Origin of the sequence: Pseudochrobactrum mosebachae (assembly GCF_048914685.1) — a bacterium.
GTDB lineage: Bacteria > Pseudomonadota > Alphaproteobacteria > Rhizobiales > Rhizobiaceae > Pseudochrobactrum.
This window is the reverse complement of sequence record NZ_CP128408.1, coordinates 194,793-210,897: the sequence shown is the minus strand read 5'-3', so window position 1 is coordinate 210,897 and position 16,105 is coordinate 194,793. Positions and strand designations below refer to the sequence as shown.

Genomic DNA, 16,105 nt, shown 5'->3' with positions numbered 1-16,105 from the left:
CTTGTCTTGCACTGCCACTGCAAACACTGATGTGCAATTTATTTTAAACTTAAAACATATGGATAAAAGCATTTTGGTCAAGCGATAAATACACATCAGCTAATCAACCCTGTTGACGCAGCATAAAACGCTGGATTTTACCGGTAACTGTTTTAGGCAGCGCCTCAACAAACCGTACAGAACGGGGATATTTATAAGGTGCGATCAGCTTTTTAACGTGATCCTGCAATGCCTTAATGGTTTCTGGTGAGGGGAGCGTACCATTGCAAAGCACAATATAAGCTTCGACAATCTGCCCGCGCTCTTCATCCGCAATGCCGATTACCGCACATTCCTGCACATCCGCATGCGCCAGCAATGCCGCCTCAACCTCCGGGCCTGCAATATTATAGCCGGCAGATATAATCATATCATCGGCACGCGCTGCAAAGTGGAAATTACCGTTTTCATCCTGGAAAAAACTGTCGCCGGTCAGGTTCCAGCCATCGCGCACATAGACCTTCTGGCGCGCATCCGCGAGATAACGGCAGCCGGTAGGGCCGCGCACCGCAAGGCTGCCGATTTCACCACGAGGCACTTCCTGCATATTCTCATCAACCACTTTGGCCTGATAGCCGGTTACCGGTTTGCCGGTCTGGCCGGGGCCGGAATCACCCAAACGGTTGCTGATGAAGATATGCAACATTTCAGTTGCGCCAATGCCGTCGAGCATCGGCTTGCCGGTTTTTTCAACCCAAGCCTGATAGATCGGCGCTGGCAGGGTTTCGCCAGCTGAAACTGCAATGCGCAAGGATGATAAATCAGCGCCATCATTCATCGCTTGCAACATCACGCGATAAGCAGTTGGCGCGGTAAAGCTGATGGTGGCTTTGTAGGTTTCGATCAGCTCGATCATTTTGGGCGGCGTTGCCTGTTCCAAAAGCGCAGCGGCTGCACCAAAACGCAACGGAAATATCGCCAATCCGCCAAGACCGAAGGTAAATGCGAGCGGTGGCGAGCCAACAAAAATATCATCGGGCTGCACATTCAGCACTTCCTTGGCATAGGTATCGGCAATCAGCAGCAGGTCACGATGAAAATGCATGGTGGCCTTCGGCTCGCCAGTGGTGCCAGAGGTAAAGCCGAGCAGCGCCACATCATCGCGGCCGGTTTTTACCGCATCAAAACGCACCGGCTTGTTGAGCGCCAAACGATCCAGCTCTGCATCGTGGTTGGCTGTACCGTCAAAACCGATAACAGCTTTAATAAACCCGCTTCTATCCGCACAAATCTGCATGTCTTCCAGCAGTCGCGTATCACACAGCGCCAGCGAAATTTCAGCTTTATTGACGATTTTTGTCAGCTCGTCAGGGCGCAGCATTGGCATGGAATTGACAACAACCGCACCGGCTTTGGTGGCGGCAAGCCAGCAGGCAACCATTGCGGGGTTGTTTGCCGAGCGGATCAGCACGCGATTGCCCGGTTGCAGGCCATAATCCTCAACCAGCACATGAGCAATTCGGTTGCTCCAGTCGGTGAGCTCTTTATAGGTACGCCGCCGCCCGTTGCCGATCAGCGCTGTGTGATCACCAAAACCTTTGGCAACCATCGCATCCGATAGTTCGTAACCGGCATTAAGCCAGTCAGGATAGCTGATGTCACCGGAAGATAGCTCCGGCCAGTCCTCAACAGGAGGCAGATTATTGCGGGTAAAATGGTCTGTATGCGCCGTTGGTCCAAGCATTTTTAGTTCCCCTGCGAGCTTTTGCCCGCGTCGTTATTTTTTTAAAAATGGCGGCAGATCGGGAGTGATTACGTTGTAAATATCCTGCGTTTTTGAATGATGATGTGGCGTTAATTGGTATTTAAGTCAGATGATCATGCTCATCCTGCAAGGCCAGAGCGTGTTCGATAGTGTCAATCACATTAACCAGCTCGGTCGATTGCACCGGCGACAAAACACTGAAAATATCGCTGATCCATTGCTCATGCGCTGCAGCCATGGCTTCAAACTCTTCACGGCCTTTTTGGGTCAGGCGCACAAGCATCGCGCGTTTGTCGCCGGCGACCGGAACCCGCAAAACAGAACCGTCGCTGACCAACCGCTCCACAATGCCGGTGACATTGCCGTTTGAAACCCGCAAAGCTGCGGATAGCCCGGTCATTTTCAGACCGCCTTCAAAACGGTAAAGTGCGGCCATCACATCAAAACGGGGCAGGGTTGTATCGAACTCCTGACGCAGCTTTTCACGAATCACCGCTTCCACATGTTTTGTGGATTTGAGAAGTTTGAGCCATGCACGCAGGCTTTGCTTGGCTTGCACATGCTCTGCAGCAGTTGTTTGTGTCTGATCTTTAGCAATTTTCATGTCTCTGCTCCCATGTCGCCCGCGCTGTCTGCAAAAAAGAATACGTGGTCGCATGCCGGTTCGATTTCTTTTATGGTGTCACTAACGAAAATAATTTCAAGTATGAAATTTCATGCTTGAAATTATTTTTTATTTATGGAGATATTTGGATGTTCCCGATTGCGGGAGCCCATCCGGGAGGAGCGGTATATGCAGACCACAGCGGCACAGATAATAACCGGAAACACATTGACCGGAAACGCAGGCTCAGCACCTGCGGCAGATCCGGTTATCAAAAATTGGGATCTGGCCTACTCGAATGTGCAGCATGTGGTCGATTCTGCGCGCTACATCCCGTTGCGGCTTCAACAATCGCAAGATTTTCGTTCGAAGATGCAGGCGCAAAACCGTTTTATAGCAGATGTGCGTTACGGGCCGGCTGAGCGTAATGTGCTGGATATTGTGATGCCGGAAGGCCAGCCGCGTGGTCTGGTTGTGTTTGTGCATGGCGGCTATTGGCTGCGTTTTGATAAAAACTATTCGACCTATCTGGCTGAAGGTGCAGTAGCACATGGTTTTGCGGTGGCAATCCCGTCCTACAGCCTGTGTCCGCAAGTTAAAATCGGTGAGATAACAGCTGAGATCGGCATGGCAATCGTGCAGGCTGCATCGATGGTGCTGGGGCCTATCCATTTGGCAGGGCATTCTGCCGGCGGGCATCTGGTCGCGCGTATGGGGACGACCTCGACACCTTTGAACCGCAGCCTGCAACAGCGTTTGCGCAAGATTGTGCCAATTTCAGCGCTGGCTGATCTGCGCCCATTGCTGAATACACAAATGAATAAGGATTTCAGGCTTGATCTGGAGCAGGCGCGGCTTGAAAGCCCCGCTTTGCTTGAGCCCTTGGCCGGTATTGATGTAACGGCTTGGGTGGGCGCAGCAGAATTACCGGAATTTATCCGGCAAAATCAGGCTTTAGCAAATTTGTGGAGCGGTTTTAACTGCCGTATTGATCAGGTTGAGGAGCCTGACAGACACCACATGAATATTGTTGATGGCTTAATGCAGGCGGATCACCCGTTAACGCACAGGTTATTATGCCTGTAGAGCCTTAAACGCCCTTTTGGTATCGGGGGCTGCCAAAAGGGGACTTGTAACTGGCTGAGAATTATTATTGAACTGAACAATAACAATAATCGTGAGGGAACAGTAATGAAACGCATGACATTAGGACTATCAACGGCCTGTTTGGGGCTTGGTTTGGCCTTTGCAGGCTCAGCCGCAGCCGAACCGTTAAAGATCGGCATGATTACCACGCTTTCGGGTGGCGGCGCCGGACTTGGCATCGACATTCGCGATGGCTTTATGCTCGCGGTTAAACAATCCGGCAATAAAGACGTGAATGTTATTGTTGAGGATGATGCGCAAAAGCCTGAACTGGCTGTGCAAATCGCCGATAAAATGGTGCAGAGCGATAAGGTAGATATTCTGACTGGTATCGTCTGGTCAAATCTGGCAATGGCCGTGGTGCCGGGTGTAGTGGCGCAAGATAAAATTTATGTTTCCACCAATGCCGGCCCTTCTGCATTGGCTGGCGCCAAGTGCAATGTCAATTACTTCAATGCGGCCTATCAGAACGATAATCTGCATGAAGCCGTTGGCAACTATGCCAATACTGCCGGTTATAAAAACAGCTTCATTCTGGCACCAAACTACCCTGCAGGGACCGATGCTCTGACCGGTTATAAACGGTTTTACAAAGGCGCATTGGCCGGTGAAATCTACACCAAAGTCGGCCAGACTGATTATGCGGCTGAAATTGCCCAGATCCGTGCTTCGGGTGCCGATTCTGTGTATTTCTTCCTGCCGGGCGGCATGGGCATTGCTTTCATGAAGCAATATTCACAGTCCGGCATGACCATTCCGGTAACAGGCCCCGGCTTCTCGTTTGATCAGGACGTTCTGGCTGCAATCGGTGATGCTGCACTGGGCGTGAAGAACTCTTCGCATTGGTCAAAAGACCTCGATAATGAGGCCAACAAAGCCTATGTGGAAGCGTTCAAAAAAGAATATGGCCGTCTGCCATCGCTATATGCAACGCAGGGCTATGATGCGGCTAACCTCATCCTGTCGGCAGCTGCCAAAGCTGATATCAGCGATAAGGATGCATTCCGCACAGCAATGAAAGCGGCTGATTTTAACTCAGTGCGAGGCAAGTTTAAATTCGGCAATAATAATCATCCTATTCAGGATATTTATATGCGCGAAGTGATCAAAGAAGATGGCGTGCTGACCAATAAAATTGTGGCAACCAGTTTCACTGATCATCAGGATGCTTATGCAGGCGATTGCAAACTCTGAGGGCTTAACATGCAGCGGCGGTTTATGCCGCCGCTGCATAAAAATCTGATTGCAGTGCTGCCTCCGGCACCAGCGCAGTTTCATCATCATGAAAACTGCCGAGTGAAAACTGTCTTCAAACTCTGATGTTTATCATGCGCAGACGCATCATTTCAAAAACATTTCTTATGATAACCAATCAACAGATCGGACGCGGTTTTGTCATCTGCACTTTTCATTGAGCAGTTACTCAACGGGCTGCAATTCGGCGTTATGCTGTTTTTGATGGCAGCCGGCCTGACCCTGATTTTCGGGGTAATGGGCGTTATCAATCTTGCTCATGGCTCGTTATTTATGGTGGGGGCATTTGCCTGCGCGGTTGTTGCCGCTGCTACAGGCTCGTTCTGGCTGGGGCTTGTTGCCAGCCTGATTGCCGCCGCATCTGCCGGTGCCATTATGGAAATGGTGCTGATCCGCAGGCTCTATAACCGCACACATCTTGATCAGGTGCTGGCAACCTTTGCTTTGATCCTGATTTTTTCTGATGCAACACGCTGGATTTTCGGTTCATTCCCGCTTTATCTCGATATTCCGCCGATCTTGCAGGGCTCTGTTACTTTACCCGGTGGCTCGCAATATCAGCTCTACCGGCTGGCGATCATCGGTGCCGGTATCATTGTTGCAGTCGGGCTATATTTTCTGATCGCTAAAACCCGTCTTGGTATGCGTATCCGTGCCGGTGAGGCTGACCGCGAAATGATCGGCGCGCTGGGTGTTGATATTGCCAAGCTCAACACAATCGTTTTTGCGCTTGGCGCCGCTTTAGCAGGACTTGCCGGTGCTTTGGTTGGTGCTTTGCAATCTGTGCAGGTGGGTATGGGCGAACCGGTGCTGATCCTTGCATTTGTGGTGATTGTGATCGGCGGTATCGGCTCGGTCAAAGGCGCGCTGGCCGGTGCCATTCTGGTGGGCGTGGTGGATACGATGGGGCGGTTTTTACTGCCTAAATTATTTGCGTTGTTTATGGAGCCGTCACAGGCCGCCACTGCGGGAACCGCACTGGCGTCCATGCTGATCTATATTGTGATGGCAATCATTCTCACTGTGCGGCCGCAGGGTCTGTTTGCAGCAAATGGATAGTTTAAAAATGTTCAAACCCTTCGGCACGGCCCTTATTCTACCAAACATGATGACATATCAGGAGCGGGCGCAATGACACGCGAAACAGCAATCAGTCTTGTCTTTGCGCTGGCGCTGCCGGTAGTTGCATTGATTGCCAACCAGCTTGGCGAGATATTTTATATCTCTCTGGTAACCCGCATCGCTATTCTGGCTATGGCAGCAACAGGGCTTAATCTGGTATTGGGGCTGGGCGGCATGGTTTCATTCGGCCATGCGGCATTTTTTGGTATCGGCGGCTATGTGGCCGGTATAATGGCCAGCCACGCCACAGATCAAAGCGCAATTATCAGCTGGCCGTTTGAGCTTTTCGGCAGTGATCAGATGCTGGTTATCTGGCCGGTTGCTATGCTTGTTGCCGGTCTGATAGCACTGCCGATCGGTATTATCAGCCTGCGCACCTCAGGCGTGTATTTCATTATGATTACGCTGGCTTTTGCACAGATGATCTATTATTTCGCGATTTCATGGCCTGCTTATGGTGGTGAAGACGGTTTGTCTCTCGCATTGCGCAATAATTTTCCCGGCGTGAATACGCTCAAACCTTTGAGTTTCTTTCTCATCAGCTATGGCTTGCTGATGGTTGTGCTATTTGTGTTTTCGCGGATTCGCAATTCGCGTTTCGGTGCTGCCTTAGAGGGCGCGCGCCAAAATGAAGTGCGTCTCGCCTCCGTTGGTATTGCGCCGCTGCGTATCCGGCTGGTGGCATTTGTGTTGTCGGGTATGATTACAGCTTTGGCTGGAGCGCTGTTTGTTGATCTCAACCGCTTTGTCAGCCCGTCAATGTTCTCATGGCATATGTCGGGTGAGTTGATTGTGCTGATTATTCTTGGCGGCACAGGGCGCTTGTTCGGGCCGCTGATCGGTGCGGTGCTCTATGTGCTGTTTGAATTTGCACTGGGCGGCATGGTTGAGCATTGGCAGCTGTTCTTCGGGTTGATCCTGCTAGCGGTGGTGATGTTTGCACGCGGTGGGATTATTGTTCTTTTTGCAGGGAAAATCCGACATGGCTGAAACTGTTCTGGATATTAAAAACCTGCGCAAAAGCTTTGGCGGTCTGAAGGCAACAGATGATGTGAGCCTTGATTTACGCAAAGGCGAAATTCACGCTTTAATCGGCCCTAATGGTGCGGGTAAATCAACACTGATCGGACAGATCGCCGGTACAATCCGCCATGACAGCGGCACAATAGCATTTGACGGGCAGGATATTGGCGCACTGAATGTGACACAGCGTGCACAGCGCGGGCTTGGGCGTAGTTTTCAGGTTTCTTCGCTGATGCCGGAATTCTCAAGCTTGCGTAATGTTATGCTGGCTTTGCAGGCAAAACAGGGTTCAAGCTTTCGCTTCTGGAAGCCGGTGATGCAAGATACTGCAATGAAAGACGAGGCATCTGCAATACTGGAGCGTGTGCGCTTAGGCTCGCGTATCCATGTGCCGAGCGCCGAGTTATCGCATGGCGAGCGGCGCCAGCTTGAGATTGCTATTGCGCTGGCTCTGCGCTCAAAAGCGCTGTTGCTGGATGAACCTATGGCCGGTATGGGGCCTGAAGGCTCCAAGCAGCTCACAGCTTTTCTCGATAATTTGCGTCATGAAGTGCCGGTATTACTGGTTGAGCATGATATGGATGCAGTGTTTGCATTGGCGGATCGTATTTCAGTTCTGGTGTATGGACGTGTGGTTGCCAGTGGTACTGTGGCTGAAATCCGCAACAATCCGGTGGTGCGCGAAGCCTATCTCGGGGAGGCCGTTTGATGTTGCTAGAACTTAAACAGGTTGAAACATTTTATGGTGCCTCGCAAGCTTTGTTCGGTATCGATCTGCATGTTGAAAAAGGTGAAGTCGTTGCGCTGATGGGGCGCAATGGCATGGGTAAAACCACCACCATTCGCTCGGTCTTCGGGCTGACGCCATTGCGAAAGGGCGAAGTCAGCTTTCAAGGACGCAATATTTCTGCTCTGCCGCCTTATCGTATTGCGCGGCTTGGCCTCGGGCTGGTGCCGGAGGGGCGGCGTTGCTTTCCAAATCTGACAGTAACCGAAAATCTGCTGGCATCCGCGCGGCGCGGTGAATGGACGATAGAGGCGGTGAATGCGTTATTTCCGCGCTTGAAGGAGCGCCATCAGCAATTGGCCAATACATTATCCGGCGGCGAACAGCAGATGCTGGCGGTTGGCCGCGCTTTGATGACCAATCCTGAACTGATCGTGCTGGATGAGGCAACAGAGGGCTTGGCACCGGTGATCCGTCTTGAAATCTGGAAAGCTGTGCGGGAGTTAAAACGGCGCGGCCAGTCTATTCTGGTGGTTGATAAAACCCTGTCAGAATTATTGCCGGTGGCGGATCGCTGCATTGTGCTGGAGCGTGGACGCACTGTATGGCAGGGCGTACCGGCAGAGCTGAATGCAGAATTGCAAGATCGTTATCTTGGTGTATAAACCGGCCGGATTTGAAAATTAAAAGCTGCGCATTATCAATCATGATAATACGCAGCTGACATATTTAAGATGTGCAGGCTCAGCTTTACCTAACTTGGATGTTGCCCGCTTGGTAGTCTATCTGCCCCATGTCGGGCGGTAGTGTCTGGTGGCGCCAAAGCGGTATGAAGGTGCGACTTCCAGCTCAACGCCTAATGTTTCGGCCGCATGCCATACCCAGCGCGGATTATTGAGAAAGCCGCGTCCGATTGAGATCATATCGGCTTGACCATTGGCAAGTATAGCTTCAGCATGTTCCGGTGCGCGGATCAGGCCGACAGCCATGGTTGCCATGCCGGTTTGCTGTTTGATCTGTGTTGCAAACGGCACCTGATAGGCGGGACCAACCGGAATTTTGGCAAAGCCGTTGCCGCCGGTAGAAATATCCACATAATCACAGCCAAGCGCATGGAGGGCTGCTGCAAAAGCCACAGCCTGTTCGCCGTCAAACCCGCCCTCAAGCCAGTCTGTGCCGTTAAAACGGACACCAACCGGCATATGGGCAGGGCAGACAGCCCGCACCGCTTTAAAGACCTGTAGCGGCAGGCGCATACGGTTCTCTAACGAGCCGCCATAATGATCTTCACGATGGTTCGCCAATGGGGAAAGAAAGCTGCTGAGCAGATAACCATGTGCGGCATGAATTTCGATGGCATCAATACCCAGCCGTACAGCACGCTGCGCAGCACTGACAAACGCTGAGATCGTGTCTTCAATATCAGTTTCGCTCAACGCACGCGGCACCGGCCAGTTTTCTGCAAATGCAACCGCCGATGGCCCCACCACTTCCCAGCCGCGGGCATCAGGGCTGTGATGGCCATTACCGTCCCATGGCCGCAAGGTTGAGGCTTTGCGACCGGCATGCCCCAGCTGGATACCGATCCGCGCATTGGAAACAGCGCGGGCGACTTTCAATGAGCGGGCAAAGGCTGCTTCATTCTCGTCATTATAGAGGCCGAGGCAGTCAGGAGTAATTCGCCCTTCAGGGGTAACGCCGGTTGCCTCAATGATAAATAAACCGGCATTGGCGAGCGCATATTGCCCCCAATGCACACTGTGCCAGTCGGATGCATTACCGTCAGTCGCCTGATATTGGCACATAGGCGCAACGATCACGCGGTTTGGCAAAGTCAGCCCGCCAAGCTTGATAGATTCAAATAAGTGAGCGCCCATCAATTATACTCCGGCTTTCATACGCGTGCCGAGCCAGCCACCATCAACACCAAGTATCTGACCATTGATGAAAGATGCATCAGCTGAACAAAGGAAGGCGGCAGCAGCCGCCACTTCATAGGGCTTGCCGGTACGGGCAAGCGGGGTGCCATTGAGCATCAGATCGCGATAGGTCGGGTCCTGCAGCAGTTTTTCTGTCATTGCCGTCTCAATCAGCCCCGGTGCAATGGCATTCACACGGATGCCTTTCGGGCCATAATCAACAGTCATTTGCTGTGTTAGGCCGGCAATGGCCGCCTTTGATGCCGCATAGGCCGAGGTTGTACGAAAGCCGATCAATCCGAAAACCGAGGTAATATGCACGATTGAGCCGCTGCCGCGCGCGATCATCTGGGGTAATACCGCCTTTGATAACCGAAAAACCGAACCGAGATTAACATTGAGAATGTGATCCCAGCTTTCATCATCCGTCTGATCAACTGCTTTTGCACCACCAATACCGGCATTGTTGATGAGGACATCAGCATCACCAAAATTGTTCTGTGTGAAGGTGATAATCAGCTGTGCCGAGGATTTTTCAGCGAGATCTGCTTGTAAATAGCGATAATTATCGCAAGGCGCACGGTCTTGCGGATCAGTGGCACGGTCGACTGCCACAACGCGGTAGCCGTCTTGCAAAAAGCGTGTGACCATAGCGGCGCCGATACCGGCAGCTGCACCGGTTATAATGGCAACAGGGGTGCTCATGCCAAGCGCCCTCCGTCAACCGGTAAACAAACACCGGTTGTATAGGCTGAGGCGGTGGACGCAAGAAACGCAATGGCCTGCGCCACTTCATCGGGTGTACCAAGGCGACCGAGCGGATGCAGGGCAATCATAGCGGCACGCTCGGCCGCCTGATCCGCAGATTGCAATGTACGGTCAAACATTTCACTGTCGATAGAGCCGGGACAAACCGCATTAACACGAATATTATCTTTGGCAAGACTGAGTGCCAATGAACGGGTCATGGAAATCACACCGGCTTTAGACAGGGCGTAAATCCCTAACCGGCGCGAGCCGATCAATCCGGCGGTGGAGGCCACATTTACAATGGCGCCGCCATTGCCAGTCTGTTTCATCCGTTTGACGGCCTGTTGCGCGCAGAGCAGGCTACCGCGCACATTCACCGCCATAACCTTGTCATAGGCTGTGGGGTCACAGTCTTCCAGCGCACCTGCAGGCCCTTCAATACCAGCACTGTTAATCAGGATATCGCAGCCGCTCATAGCGGTAAAAGCGGCTGAAACAGCAGCAGTATCTGTAATGTCAGCCACATGGATATTAACTGTGGCGCCGTCTGCCTGCAGCTTATCCGCGACGCGTTGCAGTGCAGCACCGGCAATATCCAGCAGCTCAAGTCTGGCACCGGAGCGGGCAAATAACTGTGCCGCAGCCAGCCCCAGACCTGAGGAAGCACCGGTAATTACAACGGTTTTATTCTCGAAATTATGTTGCATTACACTTCCTTATTGGCTTCCAGCCAGGCAACGGCCACATCATGCCCCTTAGCAATCCAGACATCCGGTTTGCTCAGAATATATTCAATCATGCGGCGTAGCAGAATGAGACGGGCAGGGCGTCCGGTAAATTGCGGATGCATCAGCAGGTTAAACAGACCGCCCATTTCGTATATGGCATCAAATTCATCGCGCCAGATTTGAAAAATATGATCATTGGTAAAGATCGGGCGCGGGGTCTGCACCGAAAACATCAGATAGGGCGCATCATCGGTCGACCAGTGCCACGGCAATTCTACCGGCCCTTCAGTGCCGTCTGCCATGACATGTTTATAAGGCATAATATCGGTCATCAGCGATGAATCATAAATCAGGCCGTGCTCTTTGAGCAGCGCAATCAGATTAGGGCTGGCTTCACCGGCCGGTGAGCGGTAACCGGTCGGACGGATGCCGGCAACCCGATCCAGTGCCTCAAGACCTTTTTCAAAAGTTGCGCGCTCTTCATCCGGTTTATCCGGATCCGTCCATTCATGCAGATAGCCGTGATGGCCGATTTCATGGCCGTCATTGAGAATGTCATGCACACGGTCGGCATATTTTTCAGCCGTCCAGCCCGGCACAAAAAAGGTTGCAGGCAGGCTATAGCTGCGCAGCACTTTTAAAATTTCAGGCACACCGCGCCGCCCGCCGTAAATACCCTGTGATAATACGCCCGGACGTTTCACATTGGCAGGATCGCGCGAGAGCCAGAGGCTTTCGGCATCAAAGTCAAAAGTGAGCATAACTGCGCAACGCGCATTATTTGGCCAATTCATGCGGCTTTCTCCTGCAAGCATTCAGCCTTTCAACCAAGGCGGGTGCTCGCTGTCATTGTGCGGGTTTTGTTTTGCAGACCGGCTGCCCAGATCAGGCAACCGGTCTTGAAAATCAGGAGATTTTCTTGGCTTGGCGGTAGGTGTCATTCACGCCGATAGCAGAGGTGATAACATCCTGATAACGGTTATCCAGCAAAGTCGGGAAGTTAACCTCGACCAGCCATGCCATTGGCACGTCTTCGGTCAGGATTTTCTGTACTTCACTATAGGCCGCCTGCCGGTCTTCATCACTGGCAGCTGCCGCGCCTTTGGCAAACAGCGCATCAACTTCAGGATTGGAATAACCCGTGCAGTTGGAATAGGCGACGCCCTTGCGAATATTGTCCGAGACAAAGAACCGTGAAACACCCAGGGCCGGATCACCGAACTGATACGGATAATTGGAGGTCATCTGGAATTCCCAGTTACCATAGCGCGATGTCCATGATGCCGGATCAGCGGCTTCAATTTCCACCTCGATACCGATCTGCGACAATGCCTGTTTAACCACTTCGGCAAAGCGCGCCCATGTTTCACCCCATGGCAAACGCATAAAAGTAACACGTGTGCGGATACCATTGGTATCAGGTGTCAGCCCCATATCATCAAGCAGGGCTTTGGCCTTATCGAGATCATAATCATACAAACGCACATTGGCATCGTAGAACCGTGTACGGTCACTGATCGGCCCTGTTGCCGGCTTGCCAAGACCGAAGAAGATCGTATCGGTCAGCATCTGCTTATCAAGCGCGTAACAAATTGCCTGTCGGAAACGTTTGTCATTAAATGGTGCAATGCGGGTGTTGAACTCAATACGCGCAACAGGTGCATAGAACTCGTAGCCTTTGGTGATCAGGTCAATCTGCGGCAGATCGGCCAGACGCTGAACATCAAACATCTCCACATCAAAGAACTGTGCCTGCTGCACTTGTCCCTGTTCAATGGCAACTGCGCGTGAACCGGCATCAGGCAGGATCGGAAAAATGATCTCATCCAGATGCGGCTCGCCTTCACCATGATATTCAGTGTTTTTTTCCAGACGAATAAACGAACCACGGTTCCATTCGGCCAGCTTGAACGGGCCCGTACCAACCGGATTATTATTATTCGGATTGGTTTTATAATCGGTACCGCGATAAAGATGCGCCGGAATCATCGGCGCTGTCGACATTTCAAAGCCCATCAGGAAGGGTGCAAAAGGCTGCTTCAGCGTAAAGCGAACAGTATGTGCATCCAGTGCTTCAATGGTTTCGCAATGCTGGAAAATGCTGCGCGCACGCGGATGAACTTCCATAAGAAATTCTTTGGTAGTGAAAACCACATCATCCGCTGTGAATGGTTTGCCATCATGCCATTTCGCATTTTCAGCGAGATGGAAAGTATAATTCAGTCTGTCGTCACTGACTTCCCATGACTTTGCAAGACCCGGACGCGGTGTGAAATCAAAATCATAAGTCAGCAGACTTTCATAGATTTTGCCGGCAACTGTCTGGGTTGAGCCGTTTTGGTCGAGACCGATAAACAGCGAAGGCGGTTCCGGAAAAGCAATAATGCTCATTTGTTTTTTGTCGCTTGCTTGCGCAAAAGACAGCTCCGGCAACATGCCGGCGAGCAGGCTGCCAGCACCGGCCATCAACATGGTACGGCGGTTCATAGTCATTGTATTCATATCGTCCTCACCCTCGAAATGTCTGACATTGATGCTATTTAACAAAAATTTCAGTTCAGTTTGCAGATCCCGCTGCAAAACCGGTTTTTATTTGCGTGTCCAGCTCCGTCCCGGTACGGCGGACAACAGCCGCTGCGTATAACTGTCCTGCGGATTGCTGAAGACGCTTGTTACTTCGCCTTGCTCAACAATTTTACCCTGATGCAGCACAATCACCCGATCGCAGATTTGTGATGCCACACGTAGATCATGGGTAATGAACAGCATGGCCAGCTGAAACTCATCACGAATTTCCTGAAGCAGTTCAAGCACCTGTGCCTGAACTGAAACATCAAGCGCAGAGACTGCCTCATCAGCCACCAGCAAATCGGGATTAACCGCCAATGCTCTGGCAATACCGATACGCTGGCGCTGACCGCCCGAAAACTCGTGCGGATAACGTTTGGCAGCGGAGGGATCAAGGCCTACGCGGCTAAGCAGATTATCCATACGTTTTGTCGCGGTGATCTTATCAACACCATGCGCCAGCGGGCCGGTTAGAATAGAGCGACCAACCGTGTGGCGCGGGTTGAGTGAAGCAAACGGATCCTGAAAAATCATCTGCACATGCGAGCGGTAGCTATGCAGCTCATCACCTTTTGCCTGTACAATATCGGACTCTTTGAAGCGGATTGTACCGCTGTCAATCTCAGTGATACGCATGATGCACTGGCCGATGGTGGATTTACCGGAGCCACTTTCCCCGACCAGCCCCAGTGTTTCACCGCGGCTGATTGAAAATGATACGTCATTCACCGCAACCATTTCTCGGGCAGGCTTGAAAAAGCCATTGCCGGAGCGATAGGTCTTACGCAGGTTTTTAACCTCAAGCAGTGGTTTCTGGTCGTCAGCATGGCGTGCATTATCGCGAAAATCCGGCACCGCATTGATCAGCTTTTTGGTATATTCCTGCTGCGGATTATTCAAAACCTGCTGCACAGTGCCCGCTTCGATCAACCGGCCATGCTGCATAACCGCCACGCGATCAGCAATATCGGCAACCACACCAAAATCATGGGTAATAAACAACACGCCCATGCCGCGCTCTTTTTGCAAATTGCGGATCAGCTTGAGAATTTGTGCCTGTGTGGTCACATCCAGCGCGGTTGTCGGCTCGTCGGCAATCAGAATATCGGGTTCAAGTGCAATCGCCATGGCAATCATCACGCGTTGGCGCTGGCCGCCGGAAAGGCGGAAAGGATAGCGCTCCGAGATGGTTTCAGGGTCTGGCAGGCCAACAGCTGTCAGCAGTTCCAGCAGCTTGGCTTTACGCAAATGTTTAGGAAAATCATGCGCTTCAAAAACCTCTTCAATCTGCTGGCCGATTTTCATCACCGGATTGAGAGACGTCATCGGCTCCTGAAAGATCATGCCGATACGCTTGCCGCGCAAAGTCCGCATTACCTGTTCAGGCAGGCGCACAATATCCATACCTTCATAGGTTACTGAACCGGAAGTAATTTTCAGCTGGTCACTCGGCAGCAAGCCCATAACGGTTGCTGCCGTGATCGACTTTCCGGAACCGGATTCCCCGACAATACACAGTATTTCACCTGAATTAAGCGTCAGGTTAAGATCGGTAATCGCATTGGAACGTTCACCGGCAAAGGGCAGGCTGACCGTCAGATTCTGAATAGTCAGTAAAGGCGGACCACTGTGCTTTGTCGTAAACTCCGACGTGACAGGGGACAATAAAGGCGTGTTCATCAGCGGCCCTTTCGTGCAAGACGAGGGTTCAGCACATCATTGAGTGCGTCGCCGACAAGGTTGAGTGCAATAACGACCATCAGGATCACAAAGCCCGGGAAAAAGCTCATCCACCATGCCTGACGAATGACTGTACGTGAGGCGCCGATCATATAGCCCCAGCTCATCATATTCGGGTCACCAAGGCCGAGAAAGCTGATTGCAGCCTCTGCAAGAATGGCAGATGCAACCATTAGTGACGACATGGCAATCACCGGCGATAAGGTGTTTGGTAAAATCTGGGTGAGAATGATCTGGCGATCGCTTTGTCCAAGCGTAACTGCGGCCTTCACAAATTCACGGCTACGCAGGCTGGCAAATTCACTGCGTACCAGACGTGCAACAGGAGGCCAGCTGACAATGCCGATTGCAATAATGATCGAGGTAACGGACGGGCTGAGAATCGCCACCAGCACCAGAGCAAATACAAAGGTCGGTATAGTCTGGAAAAACTCGGTAATCCGCATCAGGATTTCATCAATCATGCCGCCGTAATAACCGGCAAGCGCGCCGAATAAGACACCGACAAACAGAGCGACCAATGTTGAAATCATACCGACAATGAGTGAGACCTGCGCGCCGTAAACAAGGCCGGACAGAATATCACGCCCGAGCATATCTGTGCCCAGCCAGAATTTTGCATCCTGAAACGGCGGCAGAAACGGCCGGCCGGCCATTTGCCATGGATTGCGCGGAAATAACAGCGGTGCAAGCAGGGCAGCTAGTACCACCAGTACCAGAATTGTCAGGCCGATCAGTGCTTTAGGGTTGGATAGAAAGCGGCGGAAAGCTGGGGTCATT

At 51.9% G+C, this 16,105-nt stretch carries 15 protein-coding genes; 6 read left to right on the top strand and 9 right to left on the bottom strand.

Annotation, left to right across the window (positions count from 1 at the left end; translation table 11 throughout):
* Positions 1–103: 103 nt before the first annotated feature.
* Both MP213Fo_RS00950 and MP213Fo_RS00945 read right to left on the bottom strand, forming a co-directional pair.
* On the bottom strand, positions 104–1,723 hold the full coding sequence (locus MP213Fo_RS00950; protein ID WP_421089837.1) for an AMP-binding protein: 1,620 nt from the start codon (positions 1,721–1,723) through the stop codon (positions 104–106).
* A 121-nt stretch (positions 1,724–1,844) separates the two neighbouring features.
* Positions 1,845–2,348, bottom strand: a complete 504-nt coding sequence (locus MP213Fo_RS00945; RefSeq protein WP_421089836.1) for a MarR family winged helix-turn-helix transcriptional regulator — start codon at positions 2,346–2,348, stop codon at positions 1,845–1,847.
* Positions 2,349–2,537: 189 nt separating this feature from the next.
* Here MP213Fo_RS00945 and MP213Fo_RS00940 point away from each other — a divergent pair, with 189 nt between their 5' ends.
* From MP213Fo_RS00940 to MP213Fo_RS00915, 6 genes are all read left to right on the top strand, one after another.
* Entirely contained in the window at positions 2,538–3,434 is an 897-nt protein-coding gene (locus tag MP213Fo_RS00940) for an alpha/beta hydrolase (RefSeq protein ID WP_421089835.1), read from the top strand.
* Positions 3,435–3,548: 114 nt separating this feature from the next.
* A complete protein-coding gene (locus MP213Fo_RS00935; protein WP_421090956.1) occupies positions 3,549–4,688 on the top strand; it encodes an ABC transporter substrate-binding protein in 1,140 nt (379 codons plus the stop codon).
* 198 nt (positions 4,689–4,886) lie between these two features.
* Complete coding sequence (locus MP213Fo_RS00930) at positions 4,887–5,807, top strand: branched-chain amino acid ABC transporter permease (RefSeq protein WP_421089834.1); 921 nt, start codon at positions 4,887–4,889, stop codon at positions 5,805–5,807.
* A 72-nt stretch (positions 5,808–5,879) separates the two neighbouring features.
* The gene (locus MP213Fo_RS00925; RefSeq protein WP_421089833.1) at positions 5,880–6,860 is read left to right on the top strand and encodes a branched-chain amino acid ABC transporter permease; all 981 of its coding nucleotides are present in this window, start codon (positions 5,880–5,882) and stop codon (positions 6,858–6,860) included.
* A complete protein-coding gene (locus MP213Fo_RS00920; protein ID WP_421089832.1) occupies positions 6,853–7,602 on the top strand; it encodes an ABC transporter ATP-binding protein in 750 nt (249 codons plus the stop codon). Before MP213Fo_RS00925 ends, MP213Fo_RS00920 begins: the two co-directional genes overlap by 8 nt.
* The gene (locus MP213Fo_RS00915; protein WP_421089831.1) at positions 7,602–8,285 is read left to right on the top strand and encodes an ABC transporter ATP-binding protein; all 684 of its coding nucleotides are present in this window, start codon (positions 7,602–7,604) and stop codon (positions 8,283–8,285) included. Before MP213Fo_RS00920 ends, MP213Fo_RS00915 begins: the two co-directional genes overlap by 1 nt.
* A gap of 117 nt (positions 8,286–8,402) precedes the next feature.
* Here MP213Fo_RS00915 and MP213Fo_RS00910 read toward each other — a convergent pair whose 3' ends face one another.
* The 7 genes from MP213Fo_RS00910 to MP213Fo_RS00880 form a co-directional block, all read right to left on the bottom strand.
* The gene (locus MP213Fo_RS00910) at positions 8,403–9,497 is read right to left on the bottom strand and encodes an NADH:flavin oxidoreductase/NADH oxidase (protein WP_421089830.1); all 1,095 of its coding nucleotides are present in this window, start codon (positions 9,495–9,497) and stop codon (positions 8,403–8,405) included.
* 3 nt (positions 9,498–9,500) lie between these two features.
* On the bottom strand, positions 9,501–10,244 hold the full coding sequence (locus tag MP213Fo_RS00905; protein ID WP_421089829.1) for an SDR family NAD(P)-dependent oxidoreductase: 744 nt from the start codon (positions 10,242–10,244) through the stop codon (positions 9,501–9,503).
* The gene (locus tag MP213Fo_RS00900; RefSeq protein WP_421089828.1) at positions 10,241–10,996 is read right to left on the bottom strand and encodes an SDR family NAD(P)-dependent oxidoreductase; all 756 of its coding nucleotides are present in this window, start codon (positions 10,994–10,996) and stop codon (positions 10,241–10,243) included. Before MP213Fo_RS00900 ends, MP213Fo_RS00905 begins: the two co-directional genes overlap by 4 nt.
* Positions 10,996–11,811 carry a polysaccharide deacetylase family protein gene (locus tag MP213Fo_RS00895; protein WP_421089827.1) on the bottom strand — a complete coding sequence of 272 codons (816 nt, stop codon included), beginning with the start codon at positions 11,809–11,811 and terminating at the stop codon, positions 10,996–10,998. Before MP213Fo_RS00895 ends, MP213Fo_RS00900 begins: the two co-directional genes overlap by 1 nt.
* Positions 11,812–11,923: 112 nt before the next feature.
* Positions 11,924–13,519, bottom strand: a complete 1,596-nt coding sequence (locus MP213Fo_RS00890) for an ABC transporter substrate-binding protein (protein WP_421089826.1) — start codon at positions 13,517–13,519, stop codon at positions 11,924–11,926.
* Between the two features lie 87 nt (positions 13,520–13,606).
* A complete protein-coding gene (locus MP213Fo_RS00885; RefSeq protein ID WP_421089825.1) occupies positions 13,607–15,265 on the bottom strand; it encodes an ABC transporter ATP-binding protein in 1,659 nt (552 codons plus the stop codon).
* The gene (locus MP213Fo_RS00880) at positions 15,265–16,104 is read right to left on the bottom strand and encodes an ABC transporter permease (protein ID WP_421089824.1); all 840 of its coding nucleotides are present in this window, start codon (positions 16,102–16,104) and stop codon (positions 15,265–15,267) included. Before MP213Fo_RS00880 ends, MP213Fo_RS00885 begins: the two co-directional genes overlap by 1 nt.
* Position 16,105: the final 1 nt, after the last annotated feature.